Source organism: Klebsiella sp. PL-2018, from assembly GCF_019048985.1.
Taxonomy (GTDB): domain Bacteria; phylum Pseudomonadota; class Gammaproteobacteria; order Enterobacterales; family Enterobacteriaceae; genus Klebsiella; species Klebsiella michiganensis.
Genome location: NZ_CP077673.1, coordinates 4,889,857 through 4,915,969 on the forward strand (window position 1 = coordinate 4,889,857; position 26,113 = coordinate 4,915,969).

24 protein-coding genes and 1 other RNA gene are annotated in these 26,113 nt (G+C 56.8%); 13 read left to right on the forward strand and 12 right to left on the reverse strand.

Going from position 1 to position 26,113, the window contains the following annotated elements:
• Window positions 1-69: 69 nt before the first annotated feature.
• The 7 genes from dagR (at window position 70) to dagF (ending at window position 7,507) form a co-directional block, all read left to right on the forward strand.
• Window positions 70-2,868 (forward strand): transcriptional regulator DagR, encoded by a 2,799-nt coding sequence (gene dagR, locus MKleb_RS22965; protein ID WP_025105970.1) that lies wholly within the window; start codon window positions 70-72, stop codon window positions 2,866-2,868.
• Window positions 2,869-2,988: 120 nt separating this feature from the next.
• Window positions 2,989-3,414 (forward strand): PTS sugar transporter subunit IIA, encoded by a 426-nt coding sequence (locus MKleb_RS22970; RefSeq protein ID WP_004854067.1) that lies wholly within the window; start codon window positions 2,989-2,991, stop codon window positions 3,412-3,414.
• A 12-nt stretch (window positions 3,415-3,426) separates the two neighbouring features.
• The gene (locus tag MKleb_RS22975; protein ID WP_004854068.1) at window positions 3,427-3,912 is read left to right on the forward strand and encodes a PTS sugar transporter subunit IIB; all 486 of its coding nucleotides are present in this window, start codon (window positions 3,427-3,429) and stop codon (window positions 3,910-3,912) included.
• Between the two features lie 145 nt (window positions 3,913-4,057).
• Window positions 4,058-4,807, forward strand: a complete 750-nt coding sequence (locus MKleb_RS22980) for a PTS mannose/fructose/sorbose/N-acetylgalactosamine transporter subunit IIC (protein WP_004124968.1) — start codon at window positions 4,058-4,060, stop codon at window positions 4,805-4,807.
• A complete protein-coding gene (locus MKleb_RS22985; protein ID WP_014839507.1) occupies window positions 4,804-5,664 on the forward strand; it encodes a PTS system mannose/fructose/sorbose family transporter subunit IID in 861 nt (286 codons plus the stop codon). Before MKleb_RS22980 ends, MKleb_RS22985 begins: the two co-directional genes overlap by 4 nt.
• Before the next feature lie 3 nt (window positions 5,665-5,667).
• A complete protein-coding gene (dgaE, locus tag MKleb_RS22990; RefSeq protein ID WP_025105969.1) occupies window positions 5,668-6,777 on the forward strand; it encodes a D-glucosaminate-6-phosphate ammonia lyase in 1,110 nt (369 codons plus the stop codon).
• Window positions 6,764-7,507, forward strand: a complete 744-nt coding sequence (dagF, locus tag MKleb_RS22995; protein ID WP_014226798.1) for a 2-dehydro-3-deoxy-phosphogluconate aldolase — start codon at window positions 6,764-6,766, stop codon at window positions 7,505-7,507. Before dgaE ends, dagF begins: the two co-directional genes overlap by 14 nt.
• 159 nt (window positions 7,508-7,666) lie before the next feature.
• On the opposite strand, the gene trhA is transcribed toward dagF, so the two are convergent.
• Both trhA and yqfB read right to left on the reverse strand, forming a co-directional pair.
• Complete coding sequence (trhA, locus tag MKleb_RS23000; RefSeq protein WP_014839509.1) at window positions 7,667-8,326, reverse strand: PAQR family membrane homeostasis protein TrhA; 660 nt, start codon at window positions 8,324-8,326, stop codon at window positions 7,667-7,669.
• A gap of 161 nt (window positions 8,327-8,487) precedes the next feature.
• A complete protein-coding gene (yqfB, locus tag MKleb_RS23005) occupies window positions 8,488-8,799 on the reverse strand; it encodes a N(4)-acetylcytidine aminohydrolase (RefSeq protein WP_025105968.1) in 312 nt (103 codons plus the stop codon).
• Window positions 8,800-8,849: 50 nt separating this feature from the next.
• Here yqfB and MKleb_RS23010 point away from each other — a divergent pair, with 50 nt between their 5' ends.
• The 3 genes from MKleb_RS23010 (at window position 8,850) to MKleb_RS23020 (ending at window position 11,815) form a co-directional block, all read left to right on the forward strand.
• Complete coding sequence (locus MKleb_RS23010; protein ID WP_025105967.1) at window positions 8,850-9,578, forward strand: MurR/RpiR family transcriptional regulator; 729 nt, start codon at window positions 8,850-8,852, stop codon at window positions 9,576-9,578.
• Between the two features lie 121 nt (window positions 9,579-9,699).
• On the forward strand, window positions 9,700-11,133 hold the full coding sequence (gene bglA, locus MKleb_RS23015; protein WP_025105966.1) for a 6-phospho-beta-glucosidase BglA: 1,434 nt from the start codon (window positions 9,700-9,702) through the stop codon (window positions 11,131-11,133).
• A gap of 190 nt (window positions 11,134-11,323) precedes the next feature.
• A complete protein-coding gene (locus MKleb_RS23020) occupies window positions 11,324-11,815 on the forward strand; it encodes a protein disulfide oxidoreductase (protein WP_004854083.1) in 492 nt (163 codons plus the stop codon).
• A gap of 109 nt (window positions 11,816-11,924) precedes the next feature.
• On the opposite strand, the gene MKleb_RS23025 is transcribed toward MKleb_RS23020, so the two are convergent.
• The 8 genes from MKleb_RS23025 to MKleb_RS23060 all read right to left on the reverse strand — a co-directional run bounded on the left by MKleb_RS23025 (window position 11,925) and on the right by MKleb_RS23060 (window position 21,986).
• Window positions 11,925-12,668: an SDR family oxidoreductase gene (locus MKleb_RS23025; protein WP_025105965.1), complete on the reverse strand. Its 744-nt coding sequence runs from the start codon at window positions 12,666-12,668 to the stop codon at window positions 11,925-11,927.
• A gap of 60 nt (window positions 12,669-12,728) precedes the next feature.
• Entirely contained in the window at window positions 12,729-15,602 is a 2,874-nt protein-coding gene (gene gcvP / locus MKleb_RS23030) for an aminomethyl-transferring glycine dehydrogenase (RefSeq protein WP_014226805.1), read from the reverse strand.
• A 143-nt stretch (window positions 15,603-15,745) separates the two neighbouring features.
• Window positions 15,746-16,135, reverse strand: coding sequence for a glycine cleavage system protein GcvH (gene gcvH / locus MKleb_RS23035; protein WP_004854088.1), 390 nt, complete (start codon window positions 16,133-16,135; stop codon window positions 15,746-15,748).
• Window positions 16,136-16,157: 22 nt separating this feature from the next.
• Window positions 16,158-17,252: a glycine cleavage system aminomethyltransferase GcvT gene (gcvT, locus tag MKleb_RS23040; protein ID WP_025105964.1), complete on the reverse strand. Its 1,095-nt coding sequence runs from the start codon at window positions 17,250-17,252 to the stop codon at window positions 16,158-16,160.
• A 422-nt stretch (window positions 17,253-17,674) separates the two neighbouring features.
• Entirely contained in the window at window positions 17,675-18,877 is a 1,203-nt protein-coding gene (gene ubiI, locus MKleb_RS23045; RefSeq protein WP_025105963.1) for an FAD-dependent 2-octaprenylphenol hydroxylase, read from the reverse strand.
• A gap of 10 nt (window positions 18,878-18,887) precedes the next feature.
• On the reverse strand, window positions 18,888-20,066 hold the full coding sequence (gene ubiH, locus MKleb_RS23050; RefSeq protein WP_025105962.1) for a 2-octaprenyl-6-methoxyphenyl hydroxylase: 1,179 nt from the start codon (window positions 20,064-20,066) through the stop codon (window positions 18,888-18,890).
• Window positions 20,063-21,379, reverse strand: coding sequence for a Xaa-Pro aminopeptidase (gene pepP / locus MKleb_RS23055; protein ID WP_217076206.1), 1,317 nt, complete (start codon window positions 21,377-21,379; stop codon window positions 20,063-20,065). Before pepP ends, ubiH begins: the two co-directional genes overlap by 4 nt.
• A 28-nt stretch (window positions 21,380-21,407) precedes the next feature.
• On the reverse strand, window positions 21,408-21,986 hold the full coding sequence (locus MKleb_RS23060; protein WP_004133578.1) for a YecA/YgfB family protein: 579 nt from the start codon (window positions 21,984-21,986) through the stop codon (window positions 21,408-21,410).
• A 165-nt stretch (window positions 21,987-22,151) separates the two neighbouring features.
• Between MKleb_RS23060 and zapA the strand changes: the two genes are divergently transcribed.
• The 3 genes from zapA (at window position 22,152) to MKleb_RS23075 (ending at window position 23,406) form a co-directional block, all read left to right on the forward strand.
• A complete protein-coding gene (zapA, locus tag MKleb_RS23065; protein WP_004105598.1) occupies window positions 22,152-22,481 on the forward strand; it encodes a cell division protein ZapA in 330 nt (109 codons plus the stop codon).
• 41 nt (window positions 22,482-22,522) lie between these two features.
• Window positions 22,523-22,706, forward strand: a non-coding RNA gene (gene ssrS / locus MKleb_RS23070) — 6S RNA.
• A 103-nt stretch (window positions 22,707-22,809) separates the two neighbouring features.
• The gene (locus MKleb_RS23075; protein ID WP_014226809.1) at window positions 22,810-23,406 is read left to right on the forward strand and encodes a 5-formyltetrahydrofolate cyclo-ligase; all 597 of its coding nucleotides are present in this window, start codon (window positions 22,810-22,812) and stop codon (window positions 23,404-23,406) included.
• A 377-nt stretch (window positions 23,407-23,783) separates the two neighbouring features.
• Here MKleb_RS23075 and serA read toward each other — a convergent pair whose 3' ends face one another.
• A complete protein-coding gene (serA, locus tag MKleb_RS23080; RefSeq protein ID WP_004115297.1) occupies window positions 23,784-25,016 on the reverse strand; it encodes a phosphoglycerate dehydrogenase in 1,233 nt (410 codons plus the stop codon).
• 269 nt (window positions 25,017-25,285) lie between these two features.
• Window positions 25,286-25,945, reverse strand: coding sequence for a ribose-5-phosphate isomerase RpiA (gene rpiA, locus MKleb_RS23085; RefSeq protein WP_004125006.1), 660 nt, complete (start codon window positions 25,943-25,945; stop codon window positions 25,286-25,288).
• Window positions 25,946-26,113 lie beyond the last annotated feature (168 nt).

The window sequence follows — 26,113 nt, forward strand, 5'->3', positions numbered from 1 at the left end:
GGCCACTTTCTTGCGTAGAAGAATAGTGTATGTTCTGAACAATCATTTATTTCTTAAGCGGTAAAAGAGATGAGACGGATTGAGGTCATACTGGGGGAACTGGAGCGATTAACTCGCGGGCTGAATCTTGCGGATCTGGAACAGGAAACGGCATTTACGGCGGAAGCCATCGGCTTTAACCTCGGGCTTGCGCGCAACTCGGTCAGCAAAGACCTCAATCAGTTATGGAACGACGGCCTGGCGATTAAGAGCAGAGGACGCCCCGTGTTCTTTTGGCACCGCCAGGCAATGGAAACGCTGCTGGGGCGCAGACTGAATGATACCGAATGTGAAGTGCGTACGGTTGCCGACCTTCTGCCGCATCAGGAAGGTTGCTCAACGGATGACCCCTTCAGCGGCCTGATTGGCTACGATCGCAGCCTCCGTGATGCGGTGGAAAAAGGCCGCGCAGCGGTGCTTTATCCTCACGGGCTCCACGTATTGCTGACCGGCCCCTCCGGGGTAGGTAAAACTTTCTTTGCCGAGCTGATGCACCGTTTTGCCTGCGAGCATGCGGCGGGTTCCCCCCCGCCGCTGGTCTACTTTAACTGCGCCGAGTATGCGCATAACCCGGAGCTGCTCTCTTCGCATTTGTTCGGCCATCGGCAGGGAGCATTTACCGGCGCCAGTGAGAATAAAGCCGGTCTGGTGGAGCAGGCGGACGGCGGATATCTGCTGCTTGATGAGGTGCACCGCCTGCCGTATGAAGGACAGGAAAAACTCTTCTCCATTCTCGACAAAGGCCAATATCGCCCGCTCGGTTCAAGCGCCACGGCGCGGTCCATCACGGTGCGCTTGATTTGCGCCACCACCGAACCGGTCAGCTCAGCGCTGCTGCGAACGTTCCAGAGACGCATCCAGGTCTGTATCGATCTCCCCGGGATCCGTCAGCGCTCGGTGGAAGAACAGGTGGAACTTATTGTCGGTTTTCTCCAGCGCGAGAGCCGCAAAATTGAGCGTACGGTCAGTATCGACAAAACGCTGTTGCTCTGGCTGCTGAATAAACCGCTGGAAGGCAATATCGGCCAGCTCAAAAGCGATATCCAGTTTCTTTGCGCCCAGGCGTGGGCCGCGGGAATGACCGAGCATAACGACACGCTCCAGCTGGATAAACGGCTGGTAGAAGTGCCGTTCAACGCCACCCCGGAACAGCGTCTGCTGGTCGATACCTTGTTTGACGGCCAGGATCGGCTAAGCGTCGATGCGCGCACGTTACCCGCATTGAAAACCACTCTGGCGACAGGAGCGGAGATCGAAGAAAGCGATCTGTTTTACAGCTTCCTGACCCGCGAATACGTCAACCTGCGCAACAGCAACGTCCCACCGGCTGAGACGCTGGCGATCCTCAAAAACAAACTCAGTTCTATCTTTGAATATGGTCTCTACAGCCGCGACAGCGTGGCCCATCCGCCGCGCTATGGCGATCGGATTGAAGAACGCGTGACCCTGCTGATTGGCTGTGTGGAACAGGTGCTGGGCTTTACGCTGCCAGAAAACCTGATGAATCCGCTGCGTAAACACTTTCTGGCGCTGATTGGCTACGTGCAGCGCGGGCTGATCCCGCAGCTCTACTCCTCCAGCCTGATCCTCGACCGCTGCAAAGACGAGTATGAAAACGCGACTCTGCTGTGCCGGAAAATCAACGAACTGCTGCATATTCAGTGCCCGGCGACGGAGGTCGTCTGGCTATGTCTGTTCCTGAAAGAGTGCCGCCATTATCGCCAGCGGATCGACGCCAGTCCCGACTGCGGCGTCATTTTAATCGCCCACGGCGCGACGACGGCGACCAGTCAGGCGCAGTACGTCAACCGGGTGCTGGAGCGCGAGCTGTTTAGCGCCATCGATATGCCCTTTGAGCAGTCGGTGCATGACACGCTGGAAACGCTAACCCAGCGGATCCAGAGCCAACGCTACCGGCGGCTGATTCTGATGGTGGATATCGGCTCGCTGGTGCATTTTGGCAGCACCATCAGCAAGCTATTCCAGATTGACGTCCTGTTAATGCCCAATATTACGCTGACCAGTCTGCTGGAGCTGGGTCTGGATTTAAGCTATGAAACCAGCGAGCTACCGCAGCTGGCGGAATTACTGCAGAGTAAAAATATCCCCTGTCAGCTCTGTACTCCGCAGCAGGAAAACGGCGGTAAGGTGCTGGTGATCTCCTGCATTACCGGCATGGGAACCGCAGAGAAAATCAAAAAAGTGCTGGAGGAAAGTTTTGGCGAGCTGATGTCGCAGGATACGCGAATGGTGATCCTCGATTACAACGAGGTTCGCAGCCTGGAGCGCGTTCAGCAGTCGCTGCTGGCCGGTGAGCGACTGGCGGGGATTGTCGGCACCTTCCAGCCGGGACTGCCGGATATTCCGTTTATCTCGCTTGAAGAGCTGTTCTCCGAGCAGGGGCCGGAACTGGTGCTCAGCCTGCTCACGCCGGACCTCTCAAGCAGTGAGCGCCGTCTGGAGATGGAGCGCAGCGCGATGCGCTTCATCAGCGCGCTGACCATGGAAAGCATCATCAACCATATTTCGGTACTCAATCCCCAGCGCATTCTCAAAGAGATGGAGGGGGTGTTTAACCATTTAACCACCTCGCTTTCGCTGAAACCCAGCCGCCAGGTGACACTGCGCTTCCTGATCCACTGCTGTTGCATGGTCGAGCGTATCGTAATTAACCGGAAACCGTTACAGATGTCGCTGGAGAGCCAGCCCGCGCTGGACGTCCGCGCGTTTAGTGTCATTAAATCCGCCTTCCAGCCGATCGAAGAGGCTTATGCCATTCGTTTATCCGACGCGGAATATTTTTATATCTACGAACTGCTGTATCGCTGATCCCTTAACTGGCGTGGCTTTACGCCGCGCCTGCCCCTCTTCGCCCCCCATGTGACACAAATTCTGGCACAGCCTTTGCTCTTATTACGTATATCAACGTAATAGCGCCAGGAGGCCATTTTGATTACCACTGAACCTTTGTCCCAGATCCTGCTGCTGACCCATGGCGGCTGGGGACAACAGCTCTGCAACAGCCTGTGCATGGTGACGGGCGAAATTAAAGGCGTAACGGAAATCGCCCTGATGCCCGTCGATACCTTGGGCGAGTTTTATCAGCGCGTAGAAGCCGTCGTGAAAACCCTGCCCGAAGGCTCGCTTATTCTGACCGATTTTATTGGCGGGACCACCTCTAACGTGGCCGCGCGGCTAAGCGCCGATTATCCGGTGGCGGTGATTTCCGGACTGAATGCCTCGCTGCTGCTGGAGGCCCTGGACAAGCGGGAACAGGGGCCGCTATCCGCCTGCGTAGCTGAATTAGTGGAAGCCGCGCGCAGCAGCTGTCTGGACGTTGTCGCCCACGTTCGGCAATTACAACAATCACAATAAGGAAAAAATATCATGGCTAACATCGTGTTATGTCGCATCGACAGCCGCCTCATTCATGGACAAGTGGTGACGAAGTGGGTCGGACAATCCCAGGCCAACCGGATTGCGGTAGTGAGTGATGAGCTGGACGCCGATCCGTTTATGAAAAATATCTATCTGATGGCGGCACCGCCAAACATCAAAGTGGATTGCTACAGCAATCAGAGCTTTGCCGCATCATGGAAAGAAAACCAGCTTGGCGACGGCAGCGTGCTGGTGCTGTTCCCCTCTCTCGCGGCGATTCAGGAAGCCGTACAGCTCGGGTTTGATGTTTCCGCCATTCAGGTTGGTGGCTTAGGCGGCGGGCCGAACCGCAAGGTCGTTTTCCAGAACATCACGTTGGATGAAAAAGACGTTGGCATTCTTCACGACCTGAAAAGTCGAGGGATTAAGGCGGTCTTCCAGACTATCCCGGAAGATAAGCCGCAGTCGCTGGACGATATCCTGAAAAAATTCTAACCATTTAACATACACAAAATCATTCTGGATGCATCGAGGCGGCAACTGAGTGAATCCCCTGGAGCTTACTTAAGTAAGTGACTGGGGTGAGCGAAGGCAGTCAACAAAGAGGCAGCCTGAAAGATGAAGTGTACAGGAAAAAACTATGGATACTTTAGTCTTTGCAAGCCTGATGGGGTTGTATTACTGGTTTGCCCGCTTACGCCTTGGCTACACCTTCTCCGCCATGCTGTTACAACCTGTTGTAATCGCCGTTTTTGTCGGCCTGCTGTTGGGCAATATGGAAACGGCGATGATTATTGGCGCAGGTATGCAGCTGGTTTACCTCGGCGTGACCTCAACGCCCGGGGGTAACGTGCCGTCAGATCCGGCGCTGGCGGCCTGTATCTCGATTCCTATCGCCGTAAAAGCCGGGATGGACCCGAACCTGGCCATCGCGCTGGCCATCCCGTTTGGCGTGATCGGCGTTTTCCTTGACCAGCTCAGACGCACGCTGAACGCCGCGTGGGTGCATATGGCGGATAAACACGCGGAAACGGCCAACATGGGCGGTATTATGCGCTGCGCGTTCCTCTACCCGGCGTTGCTCGGCCTGGTGCTGCGTTTCCCGGTGGTGTTTGCTGCCAACTATTTTGGCCAGGACGTGGTAGAGAGCTTCCTTAAGCTGATGCCGCACTGGTTGACCCACTCCTTTGAAATTATGGGCGGAATTCTGCCGGCGCTGGGCTTTGCCATCACCATCATGGTGATCGGTAAGAAGAGCCTGCTGCCGTGGTTCATCGGCGGATTCTTTGCGGTGCTGTACCTGAAGGTGGACATTATGGCGATGGCAATCTTTGGTACCTGCGTGGCCTTCCTGATTAAAGGCCTGGCGAAAAATGAAGGAGCAGCATGATGAGCAGCGATGTAATGCAGCATGAACTGGTGGAGCGCGCGCGGGAGAACGGCACGCTGACCAAAGCGGACATCACCAAAGCCTGGTTTATTTACTGGCTGGGCGCGGAAGTTTCCAGCTCCTATGAGCGTTTACAAAGCCTGATTTTCTGCGCCTCAATGACGCCGATTATCAAAAAACTCTACCCGCAAAAAGAAGAGCAGGTGGAGGCGCTAAAACGCCATCTGAACTTCTTCAACTCTGAGCAGACCTTTGGCGCGGTGATTCAGGGGATCTCGATTGCGATGGAGGAGCAGAAAACCCGCGGTGAACCGATTAGCGACGCGTCTATCACCGGGATTAAAACCGGGCTGATGGGGCCGCTGGCCGGAATGGGGGACTCCATCATCTGGGCGGCCGTCATGCCGTTGCTGATTGCGATTTTCATCCCGTTCGCCGCCAGCGGCAGCGCGATGGGCGGCATTGTGCCCTTAATTCTCTATCCGGCCATTACGCTGGCGATCAGCTACGGCATGGTGCACAAAGGCTATACGCTGGGACGCGACTCAATCATCGGTCTGCTCCAGGGAGGGCGAATTAAGGAGCTTATCTACGGCGCGAACGTGCTGGGCCTGATAATGATGGGCGCGCTCTCCGCAAGCTACGTCAAAATAACGACCCCCTTAAAGCTCAGCGCGCTGAAGGGCTCGGAGGTGGTGGTCCAGCAAATCCTCGACTCTATCGCGCCCGGCCTGTTGCCGCTGGCGGCGGTGTTTGCCATCTACTTCTATCTGGTGAAGAAAGGGCCGCGCTACACCACCATTCTGCTGTCAATTGTCGCGCTCAGCGTGGTCTGTTCGCTGCTGGGAGTGCTGTAAACCATGACGCAGAATATCTATCAACAGCTGGGGTTAAAACAGGTGATTAACGCCTGCGGCAAAATGACGATTCTGGGCGTTTCCAGCGTGGCGCCGGAGGTGATGCAGGCAACGGCGCGGGCGGCATCGGCCTTTGTGGAAATCGACAGGCTGGTAGACCGAACCGGCGAGCGGGTCTCCCGCTTTACCGGCGCGGAGGACAGCTATATCACCTCCTGCGCCTCGGCGGGAATCGCCATCGCCGTGGCCGCCGCGATTACCCATGGCGACCAGGCGCGAGTGATGCAGATGCCGGACAGTCGCGGTATGGCCAACGAAATCGTCATGCTCCGCGGTCATAACGTCGATTACGGCGCGCCCATCACCAGCGCGATTCGCTTAGGCGGTGGGCGCGTTGTGGAGGTCGGTTCAAGCAATCTGGCGGCGCGCTGGCAGCTGGAGAGCGCGATCTCTACCAGCACCGCCGCCCTGCTGTATGTGAAATCACACCACTGCGTGCAAAAAGGGATGTTGAGTATCGAGGATTTCGTGCAGGTCGCACAGACTCACAACCTGCCGCTGATTGTCGATGCCGCCGCCGAGGAGGATTTACGCGTCTGGGCGGCGAGCGGAGCGGACATGGTTATCTATAGCGGGGCAAAAGCGTTTAACGCGCCCACCTCCGGATTCATCACCGGGAAAAAACAGTGGATAGCGGCGTGTAAGGCGCAGCATCACGGTATTGCCCGGGCGATGAAAATCGGCAAGGAGAATATGGTCGGTCTGGTTTATGCGCTGGAACACTATCATCAGGGGCAGAAGGGGGTCACAGCCGAGGAACTCCTGCCCGTCGCGAAAGCGATCTCAGCGATAAACGGCTTACAAGCCGATATTGAGCAGGATGAAGCCGGACGCGCTATCTGGCGTATCCGCATTCAGGTGAATGCCCAGGAGCTGGGCCTGGATGTCCGCGAAGTCGAAGCACAGCTGCGCAACGGCGATATCGCCATTTACGCCCGGCGCTATAACCTCCATCAGGGGGTTTTTAGCCTGGATCCACGAACGGTAGCCGAGGGTGAAATGAGCCTGATCGTGGCGCGCCTAAAGGAGATTGCAGACCATGCAGCAAATTAATTTTTACCGTCAACGCGTCGCGATTAACGTGCTGGCGAAAGATATCGCCAACGCCCGGGACATTTATGATGCCGCCGAAGGCCATGCGGCGATTGGCGTCCTCTCGGCACAGTTTGCCTCCGTGGAAGAAGGTGTTCAGGAGGTAAAACGCTGGATGGCGGAGATACCCTCCATCTCCGTAGGCCTGGGCGCCGGCGATCCTGCGCAGTATTACAAAGCGGCGATGATCGCGTCAGCGCTTCACCCGGCGCACGTTAATCAGACCTTTACCGGCTGCGGGTTTGCCGCAGGGGCGCTGGCGGCTACGGGTGGGCAGCAGACCTGCATTAACGCGCTGGTCAGCCCGACGGGAACCCCTGGCGAGGTTCTGATCTCCACCGGCGTCAGCAGCTGTCAGGGCACGCCGGCACGCGTCTCCTGCGATGCGGCGGTACGCATGATGCAGGACATGGGGGCCCATGCGGCGAAGTTTTTCCCCATGGGCGGCGAAAAGTCGTTACCGGAGCTGTATATGCTGGCGACCACGGCAGCCCGTAACGGGATGACGTTAATCGAACCAACCGGCGGAATCGATCTCGATAACTTTGGCATTATTTTGCAAAGCTGTCTGGAAGCAGGCGTACCTCGCGTGATGCCCCATGTTTACAGCTCGATAATCGACCCGCAAACCGGCAATACCCGGCCAGAAGATATCCGCAGATTAATGGATATCGTGAAAGCCGTGGTCTGAATAAAAAACACCAGGCCGTAGCCCAGGCAGGCAGGCCATCACCAACGAAGAATGTCCCGGAGGCGGCGCTGGCGCGCCATGTCCGGGCTACCAGCCCTCAGACGACGGTGAACCTGTAGCCCGGCTAAGCGTAGCGCGAGCCGGGAGATTTCGCGAAATTTAAACCTGCCCGACGTACAAATAAATGGCCAGGAAGTGGCACACGCTGCCGCCCAGGACAAAACCGTGCCAGATAGCGTGGTTGTACGGAATACGTTTGCAGACGTAGAAAATAACCCCCAGCGAATAGACCACGCCACCCACGGCAAGCAGCGTCACGCCGCCCACCGCCAGCTTAATCGCCAGTTGATAAACGACGATCAGCGACAGCCAGCCCATGGTCAGGTAGGTCACTAAAGAGAGGATCTTAAAACGATGCGCAATGGTCAGCTTAAACAGGATCCCCAGCAGCGCCAGGCTCCAGATGACGATCATCAGCCCACGCGATAGCGGCGAATTTAGCCCCACCAGCAGAAACGGCGTGTAGGTCCCGGCAATCAGCAAATAGATGGCGCAGTGGTCGAATTTTTTCAGCCACAGCTTAGCCCGCTGATGCGGAATCGCGTGATAGAGGGTCGAGGCGAGGAACAGCAAAATCATGCTGCCGCCGTACAGGCTGTAGCTGGTAATGGCCGTGGCGCCGGCGTTGCTGTCCACCGCCTGCACCAGCAACAGCACCAGACCGACGATACCGAACACCAGCCCAATCCCGTGACTGACGCTGTTGGCAATTTCCTCTGCCAGAGAATATCCCTGTGTGATTAACGATTTGCGAACCATATTTGACTCCGAAAACAAGTACGCTTTCAATGCACACTTAGGTTAACTGAGAATGATTCCAGTGAACACCTGTTCGCTAAAATAAAAAGATGAATATTTATGAACAGTATAAAATCAATAGGTTACATAAATATTTCAACTAACAGACGTTCACTGTTTATTTAAAGCTTTTCGAATTCAATAACATAAAACTGCTTTTCTTCAGGATAGATCTCCGCAATCACCTCACGCAGCTGCGCCAGGGTCATATTCTCCTGCTGCGCGTGCAGTTCACTCAGCGTATCCAGCGTCACCGTTGAGGTGGCCACCACGCGAATGGTGCAAAAATAGCCGTCATCTTCATAGCGGCCAACGCGCAGCACATCGCCCGTTTTAAAGTGCGATTCAGCCGCATCGCGGATGGTAATGGTTTTGCGTCCGGCGAGGATGTCGTCCTGAAAACGCTGAAAAAAGGTTATGTCATTTGGCTGCATGATATCATTCCGTCCTGGTCATTATGAATTGTGAGTTTGCCACTGTGAGTATCTTCTCCCACGCCGCTATCGCCAGTCTCAATAATCTTGAGATGATGGTCTATCACTACGTCATTAAAAATCGCGACAAAGTGATGTACATGACCATCCGCGAGCTGGCGGAAGCGGCCGGAGTCTCCACGACTACCGTTTTGCGCTTCTGCCGCAAGCTGCAGTGCGAAGGCTACTCGGAGTTTCGCGTACGCTTTAAATTATATCTGGAGCAGAATGAGCCTCAACAGGCAAATATCGGCGCCAGCGAAATAATGAGCTTTTTTAAAAGCGTTAATAACGATGAATTTGACCAGCTGCTCGAGCAGGCGGTCGATATTATTCTGTCTTCAGAACGTATTATTTTTGTTGGTGCTGGCACCTCCGGCGCGCTGGCAAAATATGGCGCGCGTTTCTTTTCTAACGTCGGGAAATTCAGTAACCATATCGACGACCCTTATTTCCCGGTGACCAATGATATGGCGCGTAATGCGCTGGCCATCGTGCTGTCGGTCTCCGGCGAAACCGAAGAGATCCTGCGCTTCGCCAGCCAGTTCAGCCTGCATCGCTGTAAAGTGATGTCCATCACCAGCCACGAGCACTCGCGGCTGGCAAAGCTTGCCGACTTTAATCTCTCCTGGCACGTTCCGCAAACGCGCATCGGCGGCGTCTATGACATTACCACCCAGATCCCGGTCATTTATATTCTGGAAACGCTTGGGCGTAAATTAGCGCGCAAACTCGCCTGAAAATAACAGGGTGTTTTTTCGATGTAACAAATTCCATTCCGGGCAAATTGTTATATCGTGACATTTATATTCCCTTTGTTAGACTCGCAGCCAACAAGTCATTAAGACGAGATGAGCAAAGATGAAGAAAATTCCTTTACCAAAAGACTTTTTATGGGGTGGCGCCGTCGCCGCGCACCAGGTTGAAGGCGGCTGGAATAAAGACGGCAAAGGCCCGAGCATCTGCGACGTGCTTACCGGCGGCGCGCACGGCGTGCCGCGCGAGATAACCCAGCAGGTAGAGCCGGGCAAGTACTATCCGAACCATGAAGCCATCGATTTCCACGGCCGCTACAAAGAAGACATCAAGCTGTTCGCCGAGATGGGCTTCAAGTGCTTCCGCACCTCTATCGCCTGGACGCGCATCTTCCCGCTGGGCGACGAAAGCCAGCCGAATGAAGAAGGGCTGAAATTCTACGATGACATGTTCGATGAACTGCTGAAGTACAACATCGAACCGGTTATTACCCTCTCCCACTTTGAGATGCCGCTGCATCTGGTTCAGCAGTACGGCGGCTGGACCAACCGCAAAGTGGTCGATTTCTTTGTGCGCTTCGCCGAAGTGGTCTTCGAGCGCTATAAGCACAAAGTGAAATACTGGATGACCTTTAACGAGATCAACAACCAGCGTAACTGGCGCGCGCCGCTGTTTGGCTACTGCTGCTCCGGCGTGGTCTATACCGAGCATGAAAACCCGGAAGAGACCATGTACCAGGTGCTGCACCATCAGTTTGTCGCCAGCGCGCTGGCGGTGAAGGCAGCGCGTCAAATCAATCCGGAGATGCAGGTGGGCTGCATGCTGGCAATGGTCGCCCTCTATCCGTTCTCCTGCAAGCCGGAAGACGTGATGTTTGCCCAGGAATCAATGCGTGAACGCTACGTCTTTACCGACGTCCAGCTGCGCGGCTACTACCCGAGCTACGTCCTGAACGAATGGGAACGCCGCGGCTTCAATATCAACATGGAGGACGGCGATGCGCAAATCCTACGCGAAGGCACCTGCGCGTATCTCGGCTTCAGCTACTACATGACCAACGCGGTGAAAGCGGAAGGCGGCACCGGCGACGCGATCTCCGGCTTTGAAGGCAGCGTGCCCAACCCGCACGTCAAAGCCTCCGACTGGGGCTGGCAGATTGACCCGGTCGGCCTGCGCTATGCGCTGTGTGAACTGTATGAGCGCTACCAGAAGCCGCTGTTTATCGTCGAAAACGGCTTCGGCGCGTACGATAAAGTCGAAGAAGACGGCAGCATCAACGACGACTATCGCATCGACTATCTGCGCGCTCACGTCGAAGAGATGATCAAAGCGGTGACTTACGACGGCGTTGAGCTAATGGGCTATACCCCGTGGGGCTGCATCGACTGCGTCTCCTTCACGACCGGTCAATACAGCAAGCGCTACGGCTTTATCTACGTCAACAAACATGACGATGGTACCGGCGATATGTCCCGCTCGCGCAAGAAGAGCTTTAACTGGTACAAAGAGGTTATCGCCAGCAACGGCGAGAAACTGTAATCATCTTGCCCCTTTCCAGCCGGAAGGGGGAAAAACTTCCCACAAAACAGACACTTCTTTACAGCTTTAGCATTGCTAACCCACGCTCAGCCGATAAGATAAACCACATCAATCGTTGAGTCGCTGACGCTGACTTCGTGAATCAACGCCGCACGCTGCCGGCCTTTCCGGCGCATCACAATGTAGAAAAATGATGCTAAACGTCTTCAGACAGATCCTGATATGGCTGCTGATTGTCGCCGCCGTCAGCCTGGCGGTGGATTACCTGCGCAGGCCCGCGCTGCCGCAGAATTTCTCCAGCATGCCGCTGCAAACGCTTGATGGCCGAACGGTCGATCTGGCGGCAATGAGCCACGAGCGCCCTTTGCTGCTGTACGTCTGGGCCACCTGGTGCGGCGTTTGCCGCTATACCACCCCGTCGGTGGCCGCTTTAGCCAACGATGGCGGCAATGTGATGACGGTAGCGCTACGCTCCGGCGACAACGCCGCTCTGGCGCGATGGCTGGCGCATAAAAAAATGGCGCTGCCGACGATCAATGACGCCAGCGGTCAGCTATCCCAACGGTGGGAGGTGCAGGTCACGCCGACCCTTATCGTTATCTCGCGCGGCGAGGTGAAGTCAGTCACCACCGGCTGGACCAGCGGCTGGGGGATGCGCCTGCGGCTGTGGCTGGCGTCGTAGCGCATTTCCCTGCTTGCGCTGCGCTTAGCAGGGCCAGGGATGGGGTGAGGTAAACAGATGTTGTATCCCGGGCAAGGCGTTAGCCGCCCCCCGGAAAACGAGTTGCCGATTATCTCCCGCCCGCCAGCTCCAGAAAGCTGCCGGTCACGTAGGAAGCCTTCTCACTCAGCAGCCAGACGATAGCCTGAGCCACCTCCTCCGGCTGCCCGCCGCGCCGCATGGGCAACATCGACTTCACGCGATCCACGCGCCCCGGTTCACCGCCGCTGGCGTGCATGTCGGTATAAATTAAGCCGGGGCGCACGCCGTTAACCCGAATCCCCTGCGCCGCCACCTCCAGCGACAGGCCGGTGGTCAGAGTATCAACCGCGCCCTTTGACGCGGCATAATCCACATACTCCCCCGGCGCCCCGAGGCGCGATGCCGCGGACGACACATTCACAATCGCCCCGCCCTTACCGCCGTGCTTGTGCGACATCCGCTTTACCGCCTCCCGGCAGCAGAGGAAGTAACCGGTCACGTTGGTGGCCAGCACCCGGTTAATCCGCTCCGCGCAAAGGCTTTCAATCGTCCCCTGGGTAAATAAAATGCCGGCGTTATTGACCAGCGCGGCGAGCGGTTCGCCGAGGCGATCGATAGCGGTAAACATCGCCATCACCTGCGCTTCATCGCTGACGTCCGCCCGTAGCGCAACGGCTTTGCCGCCGCTGGCGATAATTTCGTTCACCACGCCGGTCGCGGCAGCGCTATTTTGATGGTAATTCACCGCCACGGTATAGCCTTCCTGCGCCAGCAGCAGCGCCGTCGCTTTACCTATTCCCCGGCTGCCGCCCGTCACCAAAGCTATCGTCATGCCATTCTCCCAAAAAATAAAGGCGCCGCAGCGCCTTTAAAAGATAGTCTAATCAGCAGATTACTGGTATTCGCTCATCGGCACGCAGGAGCAGAACAGATTACGGTCGCCGTAAACATCGTCCAGACGCTTAACGGTCGGCCAGTACTTGTTGTTCAGCCCCGCCGGGAAGACCGCCAGTTCACGGGTGTACGGATGGTTCCACTCGCTCACCAGTTCACCCTGAGTATGCGGCGCGTTCACCAGCGGGTTATCCTCCAGCGGCCATTCACCGCCTTTCACGCGGTCGATCTCGCCGCGAATCGCCAGCATCGCATCGATAAAGCGGTCCAGCTCCACTTTGCTTTCCGATTCGGTCGGTTCCACCATCAGCGTGCCGGCAACCGGGAAGGACATGGTCGGAGCGTGGAAACCAAAATCAATCAGTCGCTTGGCAATATCCAGCTCGCTGATGCCGGTCTCTTCTTTCAGCGGACGAATATCCAGAATACATTCGTGCGCCACGCGACCGTCGCGGCCGGTATACAGCACCGGGAACGCGTCTTTCAGCCGGGTAGCGATGTAGTTGGCGTTCAGAATCGCCATCTGGCTCGCCTGTTTCAGCCCCTCTGCACCCATCATACGGATATACATCCAGCTGATCGGCAGAATGGAGGCGCTGCCGAACGGCGCGGCGGAAACCGCGCCCTGGCGGGTCAGCATGCCTTCAATTTGCACCACGCTGTGGCCCGGCACAAACGGCGCCAGATGCGATTTCACGCCGATCGGCCCCATACCCGGGCCGCCGCCGCCGTGCGGAATGCAGAAGGTTTTATGCAGGTTGAGGTGCGAGACGTCCGCGCCGATAAAGCCCGGAGAGGTAATGCCGACCTGGGCGTTCATGTTCGCGCCGTCAAGGTAAACCTGGCCGCCAAACTGATGCACCACTTCGCACACTTCGCGAATAGTCTCTTCATAAACGCCGTGGGTGGACGGATAGGTCACCATGATGCAGGAGAGGTTCGCCGCATGCTGCTCGGCTTTCGCCCGCAGATCCGCCAGATCGATGTTGCCATTTTTATCACAGGCGACCACCACCACCTGCATTCCCGCCATCTGCGCGGAAGCCGGGTTGGTGCCGTGCGCAGAGCTTGGGATCAGGCAGATATCGCGATGCCCTTCGTTGCGGCTCTCGTGGTAATGGCGAATCGCCAGCAGGCCCGCGTATTCGCCCTGCGCGCCGGAGTTCGGCTGCATGCAGACCGCATCATAGCCGGTCAGCTTAACCAGCCAGTCGGAGAGCTGGGCAATCATCTGATGATAGCCTTCAGCCTGATCAACCGGGCAGAACGGATGTAGTTCGGCGAATTCCGGCCAGGTGATCGGGATCATCTCCGCGGCAGCATTCAGCTTCATGGTGCAGGAGCCCAGCGGGATCATCGCCTGGTTCAGCGCCAGATCCTTACGCTCCAGCGCGTGCATATAGCGCATCATCTCGGTTTCGCTGTGGTAGCGGTTGAACACCGGATGAGTGAGGATCGCATCGTCACGCAGCATGCTGGCCGGGATCGAACGGCTGTCCAGGGCCACGTCTTTATCCAGCGTGTCGATATCCAGGCCGTGATCGTCGCCCACGATGGCGCGGAACAGGTTCAGGACGTCTTCGCGCGTGGTGGCTTCATCGAGCGTGATCCCGACGGCGTGATGAATATCGCTGCGCAGGTTGATCTGCAGCGCTTCCGCCCGCGCCAGCACAGCGGCTTTATCGGCGACGTCCACGCACAGGGTATCGAAGTAGTGCGCATGGCGGAGCTTAAGGCCTTTTTTCTGCAGGCCATCGGCGAGAATATCGGTCAGGCGATGAATACGGCTGGCGATACGCTTCAGCCCAGCCGGGCCGTGGAATACGGCGTACAGGCTGGCAATATTGGCCAGCAGCACCTGGGAGGTACAGATATTGGAGTTCGCTTTCTCGCGGCGAATATGCTGCTCGCGCGTCTGCATCGCCATGCGCAGCGCGGTATTACCCGCCGCATCTTTCGATACGCCGATAATACGGCCCGGCATGGAGCGTTTGAATTCATCTTTTGCGGCAAAAAACGCCGCGTGCGGGCCGCCGTAGCCCATCGGTACGCCGAAGCGCTGGGCGGAGCCAAACACAATGTCCGCGCCCTGCTTGCCCGGGGCAGTCAGCAGAACCAGGGCCATAAAATCGGCCGCGACGCTGACAATCACTTTGCGCGCTTTCAGGTCAGCTATCAGTTTGCTGTAATCGTGAACCTCGCCGGTGGTACCTACCTGCTGCAGCAGCACGCCAAAGACGTCCTGATGGTCGAGCGCTTTTTCCGCATCATCGACAATCACATCGAAACCAAAGGTTTCCGCGCGGGTGCGCACCACGTCCAGCGTCTGCGGATGAACGTCGGCGGCGACGAAGAAACGGTTGGCGTTTTTCAGTTTGCTTACGCGTTTGGCCATTGCCATCGCTTCCGCAGCGGCGGTGGCTTCGTCCAGCAGCGAGGCCGAGGCAATATCGAGCCCGGTCAGGTCGAGGGTCACCTGCTGGAAATTCAGCAGTGATTCCAGGCGACCCTGGGAAACCTCCGGCTGATAAGGCGTATAGGCGGTATACCAGCCCGGATTTTCCAGCATGTTGCGCTGAATCACCGGCGGCAGCTGCACGGCGGTGTAGCCCATGCCAATGTACGACTTGAAGCGCTTGTTACGACCGGCGATCGCCTTCAGTTCCGCCAGCGCGGCGAATTCCGTGGTTGCTTCGCCCACCTGCGGCGGCGTTGCCAGCTGGATATCCTGCGGCACAATCTGGCCAATCAGGGCGTTAAGCGAATCGGCGCCAACGGTTTTCAGCATCTCCTGCTGCTGCCGGGCATCCGGGCCGATGTGACGTTCAATAAAGGCGTCACGGTTTTCAAGCTGGCCTAAAGTCTGGGTCATGAGCGATGGTTCCTGAACGTGCGGTGAATCGTGATTGTCTGACGGGGTTGCCCGGCGAGCACTGACGCTAACCGGGCCAGAAGACGCAAATCATTCGCGTTGCAGGAAGCCAACGCCCCTGCAACGTGAAGGATGAAGCGTATTTATTCGTCTTCTAACAGAGCTTCATATGCGGTCGCATCCAGCAGCGCGGCAACCTGAGCTTCATCGCTGGCTTTGATTTTAAAGATCCAGCCGCCGGCGTACGGCTCGCTGTTGACCAGCTCAGGGGAGTCGTTCAGCTCTTCATTGACGGCAACAATTTCGCCGCTAATCGGCGCGTAGATATCGGAAGCGGCTTTGACGGATTCGGCAACCGCGCAGTCGGCGCCCGCTTCTACGGCGGCGCCCACTTCCGGCAGGTCAACGAAAACCATATCGCCAAGCAGCTCCTGCGCGTGCTCGGTGATACCGACGGTATAGGTGCCGTCCGCTTCTTTACGCAGCCATTCGTGTTCTTTGCTGTATTTCAGTTCTGCTGGTACGTTGCTCATCAATTCATCTCCAAATGGGAAATCACGCCACGGCTTTGCCGTTGCGTACAAAAACGGGTTTGGTCACTTTGACCGGCATTTCGCGATTGCGAATCTGCACCACGGCGGTTTCACCGATGCCTTCCGGTACGCGCGCTAAGGCAATACTGTAGCCCAGCGTCGGGGAGAAGGTGCCGCTGGTGATAATGCCTTCTTTCTGATTGCCATCGGCATCGCTGAAGCGCACCGGCAGGCCGCCGCGCAGAACGCCTTTCTCGGTCATCACCAGGCCGACCAGCTGTTCGGTGCCTTTTTCACGCTGGAGTTCCAGCGCTTCACGCCCGATAAAATCACGGTCAGCCGGTTCCCAGGCAATGGTCCAGCCCATGTTAGCCGCCAGCGGAGAGACGCCTTCGTCCATCTCCTGGCCATAAAGATTCATGCCCGCTTCCAGGCGCAGCGTATCGCGCGCGCCAAGGCCGCACGGCTTAACGCCCGCGTCCAGCAGGCCGCGCCAGAAATCCACCGCCTGCTCGTTCGGCAGCGCGATTTCATAACCCGCTTCACCGGTATAGCCGGTAGTCGCAATAAACAGATCGCCCGCCTGCACGCCAAAGAACGGCTTCATGCCTTCCACGGCCTGGCGCTGCGCGTCGGTAAACAGCGTCGCCGCTTTCTCTTTCGCCTTTGGACCCTGTACGGCGATCAGGGATAGATCGTCACGCACGGTTATCTCAAGACCATAGGATTCAGACTGCTGGGTGATCCAGGCGAGGTCTTTTTCACGGGTGGCGGAGTTAACAACGAGGCGGAAATAGTCTTCAGAAAGGAAATAAACAATCAGGTCATCAATGACGCCGCCGGAGGCGGTCAGCATGCCGCTATAGAGCGCTTTACCCGGCACGGTGAGCTTCGCAACGTCGTTAGCCAGCAGATAGCGCAGGAACTCGCGGATTCGGCTGCCGTGAAAATCGACGATGGTCATGTGCGACACATCGAACATTCCGGCATCACCGCGCACCGCATGATGCTCATCGATCTGGGATCCGTAATGCAGCGGCATCATCCAGCCATGGAAATCCACCATGCGCGCGCCGCATAGCGTGTGTTGTTCAAACAACGGAGTCTGTTGAGCCATCTTTTCCTCATCGAATAAAACGGAACCAGCCACGATTTTTGGCGTTTTTTGCGCCGCGAAAAACGCCGCCAGCATCGCTAAAGGACGCCGACGCAAACGTTCTCTTTGGCCTGAACTTACCACCGATATCCGCACTAAACCATAAGCCTGGTCAGGACATCACATTAGCTTATGACCAAAATCAGCCGCAGAGCCTACAGAGTTTTTATCTGCAATAAAGCGATTCAACCCGCACAAAACCAAACCCATTAATTAAAAAAGCAGCGCATGATGATATTTTCTGCGAAATGACGGGCCTAATTTCTATAACAAAAAAAAGGTAACATTAATAAAACTAATGCGAAAAACGAGGTGAAATTAGATTATTTCAAATGAGAGGAGATAACCCGGCGCGGCGGCCGGGTGAGAGAAGTGTGACGTACTTAACGTAACCAGGCGGGCAGGTCGTTGAGCCCCATCGCTTGACGGATAAGCTGCGGCTTCACGCCGGGCAATGTATCCGCCAGCTTAAGACCGATATCGCGCAGCAGCTTCTTCGCCGGATTGTGGCCGGAGAACATGTCACGAAAGCCCTGCATCCCCGCCAGCATCAGCGCAGCGCTATGTTTACGGCTGCGTTCATAGCGACGCAGATACAGATGCTGGCCGATATCCTTGCCCTGCGCGTGCAGGCGCTTCAGTTCGTCGATCAGCTCGGCGGCATCCATAAAGCCAAGATTAACGCCCTGCCCCGCCAGCGGATGAATGGTATGGGCGGCATCGCCGACCAGCGCCAGACGATGGGCGGCAAACTGACGCGCATAGCGGCCGGTGAGCGGGAAGACCTGGCGCTCGCTCTCCACGGCGCATAAGCCGAGGCGGTTATCGAAGGCAATATTCAGCGCCTGGTTAAAAGCGGCATCGTCCGCCTGCCGCATCCGCTCAGCCTCTTCGGGAGAGAGCGACCAGACAATCGAGCAGAGGTGCGGATCGCTCAGCGGCAGAAATGCCAGAATCCCTTCGCCGTGGAACGCCTGACGCGCCACCGCTTGGTGCGGTTCTTCGGTGCGAATAGTGGCAACCAGCGCATGATGGTGATAATCCCAGTAGGTGAGCGGGATATCGGCTTTATTGCGCAACCATGAATTGGCCCCATCGGCGCCAACCACCAGCCGGGCGGTTAACATCGTGCCGTCCTGCAGGCTAAGAAAGGCCTCGTTCTCCCCCCACGCAACCTGCTGCAGCTGCGCCGGGGCCAGCAGAGTGACGTCCGCGCAGCGCTGCGCTTTTTGCCACAGGGCGTGGTGAATCACGGCGTTTTCAATAATATGCCCAAGGTGGCTAAAGCCCATGCTCTGGTCATCAAAGCTGATGCGGCCAAAACTGTCTTTATCCCACACTTCCATACCGTGGTAGCAGCTGGCGCGCTGGGCGATAATATCCTGCCAGACGCCCAGTTTGCTCAGCAGCTTCTCGCTGGCGGCGTTAACCGCCGACACCCGCAGCGCCGGCGGCGCATCCGCGCTTAACGGCTGAGGCGCGGCCTGTTCCAGCACCGCAACGCGCAGCCCGCTGCCCTGCAAACCGCAGGCAACCGCCAGCCCCACCATTCCACCGCCAACAATAGCGACATCAACACTTTGCACGTTTCACTCCTTAACGGGGAACCCAACCGAGGGTACGCTGCGCCAGCGCATCGCGCGCCGGGGTAAATAATTCCATCGCCATCAGACCGACGTTGCGCCCCACCACCAGCGGCGCCCAGCGATTGGCGAACAGATGCACCAGCCCATCGGTCACGCCGACGGTGGCGGCTTTATCTGCGGCGCGTCGGGTCTGATAGCGGCTCAGAAGCGGATAGCCGCCCGGATCCTCTCCTTCTGCCTGCGCCTGCGCCAGCATTTCCGCCAGGCTCATGACGTCGCGCAGACCGAGGTTAAATCCCTGTCCGGCAATAGGATGCAGCGTTTGCGCCGCGTTGCCGACCAGCGCCAGACGATGCGCAACCGTGCGGCTGGCTCGGGTGAGCGAGAGCGGATACACGCTGCGCTTTCCGACATGGACGATCCGGCCAAGACGCCAGCCGAATGCCTGCTGAAGCTCATGACGAAAGCGTTCGTCCGACCAGCTCAGCACCTCTTCATGCCGCGACTGCGGATGACACCACACCAGCGAGCAGCGGCCCTGCGACATGGGCAGCATCGCCAGCGGGCCGTGTGGGGTAAAGCGTTCAAACGCGCGCCCGCTATGCGGCTGCGCGGTACTGACGTTGGCGATAATCGCCAGCTGTTCATAGGGTTCCTGCTGCCAGCTGATACCACAGCGGGCCCCCAGCGTCGAGCGCGAGCCGTCGGCGGCGACCAGCAGTTTACCGCTGAGGGTTTCGCCGTTGTCCAGAACCAGGCTTACGCTCTCTTCGCTGCGGCTGACATTTTCCACCTTTGCCGGGCAGTGCAGCGTCACGCCCGGCGCCTTGCGCAGCTGCGCAAACAGGCGCTGGCCGACATCGTGCAGCTCAACCACCTGGCCCAGCGCCGCCAGCCCATACTCCTCAGCCTCGAGCGTCACAAACCCCGCGTGGCCGCGATCGCTGACGTGAACGCGCTGAATGGCCGTGGCGCAGTCGGCTATCTCTTGCCAGATATCCACGCGAGCCAGCTGCTGGCAGGTGCCGGCAGCCAGAGCGATGGCGCGGGCGTCAAAGCCCGGATGCTGCGCGGAATCCGGCGCTGATGCTTCAACCAGATGCACCGGCAGCATACCGCCGGTCAGGCGAGATATCGCTAGCGCCAGCGTCGCGCCGGTCATTCCTCCGCCGACGATCAGGACGCTCATAGCTGGCGCGCCGCCGCCATCAGCGCCTCGATATCGTCCGCTTTTTTCACTACGCCGGCGGTGAGGTTCTCATTACCGTCTTCGGTAATGACGATGTCGTCTTCAATACGAATGCCGATGCCGCGGTACTGGGCCGGCACGTCGGCATCCGTCGCAATATACAGCCCCGGTTCAACGGTCAGCACCATTCCCGGCTCAAGAATACGCGAGCGGTCAACGTCATAGCTGCCGACATCATGCACGTCGAGCCCCAGCCAGTGGCTCAGGCCATGCATAAAGAAAGGACGATGGGCGTTATTAGCAATCAGCTCATCAATTTCACCTTTCAGGATCCCCAGACGCACGAGGCCGGTAATCATAATCCGCACCACCTGCTGGTTAACCTCTTTAATTGAGGTACCCGGGCGATAGAGCTTCAGCGAGGTTTCCAGAGATTCAAGGACGATATCGTAAATCTCGCGCTGGGCCGGGCTAAATTTGCCGTTAACCGGGAAGGTGCGGGTGATATCGCCCGCGTAGCCGCGGTATTCGCAGCCTGCGTCAATCAGCACCAGATCGCCGTCGCGCAGCTCGCACTCATTTTCGGTGTAGTGCAGGATGCAGCCATTTTCGCCGCCGCCCACGATGGTGTTATAAGAAGGAAAGCGCGCGCCGTGACGGTTGAATTCGTGAAGGATCTCGCCTTCCAGATGATATTCGAACATCCCGGGACGGCATTTTTCCATAGCGCGGGTGTGGGCCAGCGCGGAGATCTCCCCTGCGCGGCGCATGACCTCCAGCTCTTCTGCCGATTTAAACAGGCGCATCTCATGCACCATCGGCCGCCAGTCAATGACCGAGCCTGGCGCCTGCAGATTCTGCCGTACGCCTTTGCGCAGTTTTTCCAGCGCGTTAAACACGATGTCGTCGGCGTAGGCATATTCGCCCTGCGCAAAGTAGATAGCGTCGAGGCCGTTAAGGAGCTGGAACAGCTGCTGATTGATTTCACTAAATGCCAGCGCGCGATCGACGGCCAGCTTCGCGGGGGCAGCTTCCTGCCCGAGGCGGCGGCCAAACCAGATTTCAGCGGTCAGATCGCGCACGCGGTTAAACAACACGCTGTGGTTGTGCGTCTCATCGCTTTTAATCAATACCAACAGCGCTTCTGGCTCATTAAAGCCGGTGAAGTACCAAAAATCGCTGCTCTGCCGGTAGGGATATTCTGAATCTGCGCTGCGTACCGCTTCCGGCGCGGCGAAAATGAGCGCTGCGCTGCCCGGCTGCATCTGCGCCAGTAGAGCCTGGCGACGAGAGAGAAATTCCTGCTGAGTCATGACGCCCCCTGAACGATTTAATGAATGATTAGTGTAGCGTCGGCTTTTGAACTTCCGGCGCAGTGGGTTTCTGAAGAGAGAAGGTGTCGTGGCACAGCAGCGCAGCAACGCGTACGTATTCGATAATCTCCTCCAGAGACATTTCGAGCTCTTCCTGATCCTCGTCTTCGTCATACCCGAGCTGAGCAATATTGCGCAGATCGTCGATGGCTTCACCCGTTTCGTCTTTGACTTTATCCAGCTTAGGCTGCGTCACGCCCAGCCCAAGCAGAAAATGGTTCACCCAACCCGCGAGCGCATCGGCGCGATCGAACACGCTCACCTCGTCGCCATCCGGCAGGTAGAGCTGGAATAAGAAACCGTCATCCTCCAGCGAATCGCTGGTGGCGGAATGCATGTTACGCAGCGCCTGCGCCAGCTCGTGACCAAAAGCCAGGCCTTCGTTAGTCAGATCGTGCACCAACGGCTGCCAGCTGCTGTCTTTGTTGCCGCCGCACAGGATCCCGCTAATCAAACCGTGCATTTCGGCAGGGGTTAATCCTACCCCTTGTTGGTTCAGTAACTGGTCTACAGCGTTGTAGCCAGGCATTTCGTTCTGTATAGACATGCGCATTCGTCATCGTTGGGAGGAATATTCATGATATGCTACCACTTTGGACCCTGGTGAACCAGAATAGGGCTTGTATCTTAAAACCAGGGTAGCTATAGTGTCGCCCCTTCGCAGACCCTCCCAGGGCGTGAAGGCCGCGCAGTCAATCAGCAGGAAGGTGGCATGTCTGCACAACCCGTAGATCTCCAAATTTTTGGCCGTTCACTACGAGTGAATTGCCCGCCTGAACAAAGGGATGCCTTAAACCAGGCAGCTGACGACCTGAATCAGCGGTTGCAAGATTTAAAAGAACGCACTAGAGTCACAAATACTGAGCAGCTGGTCTTCATCGCCGCGTTGAACATCAGCTATGAGTTGACTCAGGAAAAAGCGAAAACCCGCGACTACGCCGCCAGCATGGAGCAGCGTATTCGGATGCTTCAGCAGACCATCGAACAAGCATTGCTTGAGCAAGGTCGCATAAGCGAAAGACCCGGGCAGAAGTTTGAATAACACTTTGCATTTAACTGTGTTAGAGTAATCGCAAGAACAAAATTTCTCTGAGATGTTTGCAAGCGGGCCAGTCCCCTGAGCCGATATTTCATACCACAAGAATGTGGCGCTCCACGGTTGGTGAGCATGCTCGGCCCGTCCGAGAAGCCTTAAAACTGTGACGACACATTCACCTTGAACCAAGGGTTCAAGGGTTACAGCCTGCGGCGGCATCTCGGAGATTCCCTTCTTTTTCGTTTCATCCCCCCCCTAAGTTAATTTTCGGCTTTTGCCGTCGTGTATTAGACTACGCCTGTTGGTATCGTTTGCTCACCGATGAGACTCAGGTATGACCCTATTGTCAGATATCCCCTTTACCAGGCAGCAAATTCGTCAGCAGATCCGCCAGCGCCGACGCGCGTTAACACCGGAGCAGCAAACCCAGTTCGCCCTCCATGCGGCGGACAGAATGATGGCGTATCCGCCGGTTCTGCTCGCGCAGACGGTCGCGGTATTTCTTTCGTTTGATGGCGAGCTGGATACGCGGCCGCTGATTGATCAGCTCTGGCGGGCAGGCAAACGGGTCTATCTCCCCGTGCTTCATCCGTTCAGCCCCGGCAATCTTCTGTTTCTGCACTACCACCCAAGCAGCGATCTGGTGGTGAATCGTCTGAACATCCGCGAACCGAAGCTCGACGTGCGCGATGTCCTCCCGCTTAGCCAGCTGGATGTACTGGTAACGCCGCTGGTCGCGTTTGATGCCGCCGGACAGCGCCTGGGTATGGGCGGCGGATTTTACGACCGGACGCTGCAAAACTGGCGGCAGCATCGCCTGCAGCCGGTCGGCTACGCGCATGATTGCCAGCAGGTTGACGCGCTGCCGACGGAGCAGTGGGATATCCCGCTGCCAGCGGTCATCACGCCGTCAAAAACCTGGCTCTGGTAAAACGCCCGAACAATTGACATTGCTGTTTTTTTCACCTAAATTCCTGGGTAAAGGGTGAGGGAGGCGAACCTCCCTCCTGCATTCTCTCTGTTAATATGCTGGCCAGGCGATGATTAACAGGATAAGCAGCATGATGAAGAGTCTCATCATCGTCCCTTTCCTTTTAGAGCCCCTGCCTCGGTAGGGGCTTTCCCGTTTCAGCCCCACGCTGAGTCTTTATCGTAAATCCCTTTCTTTCAGGCACAACGACATCCGACGGTTTTAATCGCCGTTTGCGGCAAGCTTCGCAAAGCGTTTGGGTGGCGACGGGAAATTGCAGAAGGGTCTATCAGGAGAAAAGGGGCAGGTCGATGACCTGCCCGCTGGCATAAAAGGAGTTAGAACAGCAGACGGGCGCGGATGGTACCAGGAATAGCCTTCATCGCCTGCAGCGCGCTCTGGGCGACATCTTCTTCGGCTTCGATATCAATGACCACGTAGCCCATTTGCGGAGTGGTTTGCAGATACTGCGCCGCGATGTTAATGCCCTGCGCGGCGAAAATCTGGTTAATCGCGGTCAGAACGCCCGGACGGTTTTCATGGATATGCAGCAGACGGCGCCCGCCGTGCAGCGGCAGCGACACTTCCGGGAAGTTAACCGCCGAGAGCGTAGAACCGTTATCGGAGTATTTCGCCAGCTTGCCCGCCACTTCCAGACCGATGTTTTCCTGCGCTTCCTGAGTTGAGCCGCCAATGTGCGGGGTCAGGATAACGTTGTCGAACTCACAGAGCGGAGAGTTGAACGGATCGCTGTTGGTCGCCGGCTCGGTCGGGAAGACGTCGATCGCCGCGCCCGCCAGGTGCTTGCTCGCCAGCGCATCGCACAGCGCCGGGATATCCACCACGGTGCCGCGAGAGGCGTTGATCAGCAGCGCGCCGGGTTTCATCAGCGCCAGCTCTTCCGCGCCAATCATGTTCTTCGTAGAGGCGTTTTCCGGCACGTGCAGGCTCACCACATCGCTCATGTTCAACAAATCAGAAAGATGCTGGACCTGAGTCGCGTTACCTAACGGCAGCTTGCTTTCAATATCGTAGAAATAGACATGCATCCCCAGCGATTCGGCCAGAATACCCAGCTGCGTGCCGATATGACCATAGCCGATAATACCCAGCTTTTTGCCGCGCGCTTCAAAGCTGCCGACCGCCAGCTTGTTCCATACGCCGCGGTGCGCTTTGGCATTTGCCGCCGGTACGCCGCGGAGCATAAGCAGCAGTTCGCCGATCACCAGTTCAGCAACGGAACGGGTATTGGAGAACGGGGCGTTAAACACCGGGATACCGCGTTTCGCCGCCGCGTTTAAATCAACCTGATTGGTACCGATACAGAAGCAGCCAACCGCGACCAGCTTCTCCGCCGCCGCGAAGATCTCTTCAGTCAGATGAGTACGGGAACGCAGGCCGATGAAATGGGCATCACGGATGGACGCTTTCAGCTCTTCGCTATCCAGCGCGCCTTTATGAAATTCGATATTGGTGTAGCCCGCTGCGCGAAGGCTGTCCACCGCTTTTTGGTGCACACCTTCAACCAGCAGAAATTTAATCTTGTCTTTTTCCAGTGATACCTTAGCCATTTCCCCGTCCTGTTTTTGTCTTAACTGATGTCGTGCGGAACGAAAGTTCTTCTCAGCAACATATCAAAAAAAACTATTGCGGCAATATGAACGTTTGCGTCGGCAACCTGAAGAAATATCAATCAGCGGGAAATAGCAGGACAAAACACCAGAAAGTAAAAGAAAGGTAGATTGTTACTAAGACAAGGCGCATAAATGTGACAGAAGTCACCAAAATAGGCCTGGAGAAAAAATATTTGCGAGGGAGCGATTCGCTCCCTCGGATCAGACTATTTAGTGATAGTTTTTACACCATCAGCGGTGCCAATCAGCGCAACGTCCGCACCGCGATTCGCAAACAGGCCAACGGTCACGACGCCCGGAATACCGTTAATGGTATTTTCCAGCGCAATAGCGTCCAGAATTTCCAGACCAAACACATCGAGGATCACGTTGCCGTTATCGGTCACGACGCCCTGACGATACTCCGGACGGCCGCCCAGCTTAACCAGCTGACGCGCCACGGCGCTACGCGCCATCGGGATCACCTCCACCGGCAGCGGGAATTTACCCAGAATATCCACCTGCTTGGAAGCATCGGCGATACAGATAAATTTGTCGGCGACCGAAGCGATAATTTTCTCACGCGTCAGCGCTGCGCCACCGCCCTTGATCATCTGCATATGGCCGTTGATTTCATCTGCGCCGTCCACGTAAATACCAAGACGATCAACGCTGTTCAGATCAAAAACCGTGATACCGAGGCTTTTCAGTTTTTCAGTAGAGGCATCAGAGCTGGAAACCGCCCCTTCTATTTGCCCTTTCATGGTACCCAGCGCATCGATAAAGTGCGCCGCCGTCGAGCCCGTACCGACCCCAACGATAGTGCCCGGTTGTACATACTGCAGTGCCGCCCAGCCTACCGCTTTTTTCAGTTCATCTTGCGTCATGATTATGGTCCGAGATGTGAATTCCTGAGGCGCATTATAGAACATCAGGGGGGTCATTGTCCCTGCGACGGCGATCACACAACGCGGTCGCCAATTTTTCATCTTCATCAAAAACAAATTTATGTCATAGTGCGAGTTAACGAAAAGTATTAGGGGGCACGCCAGAGC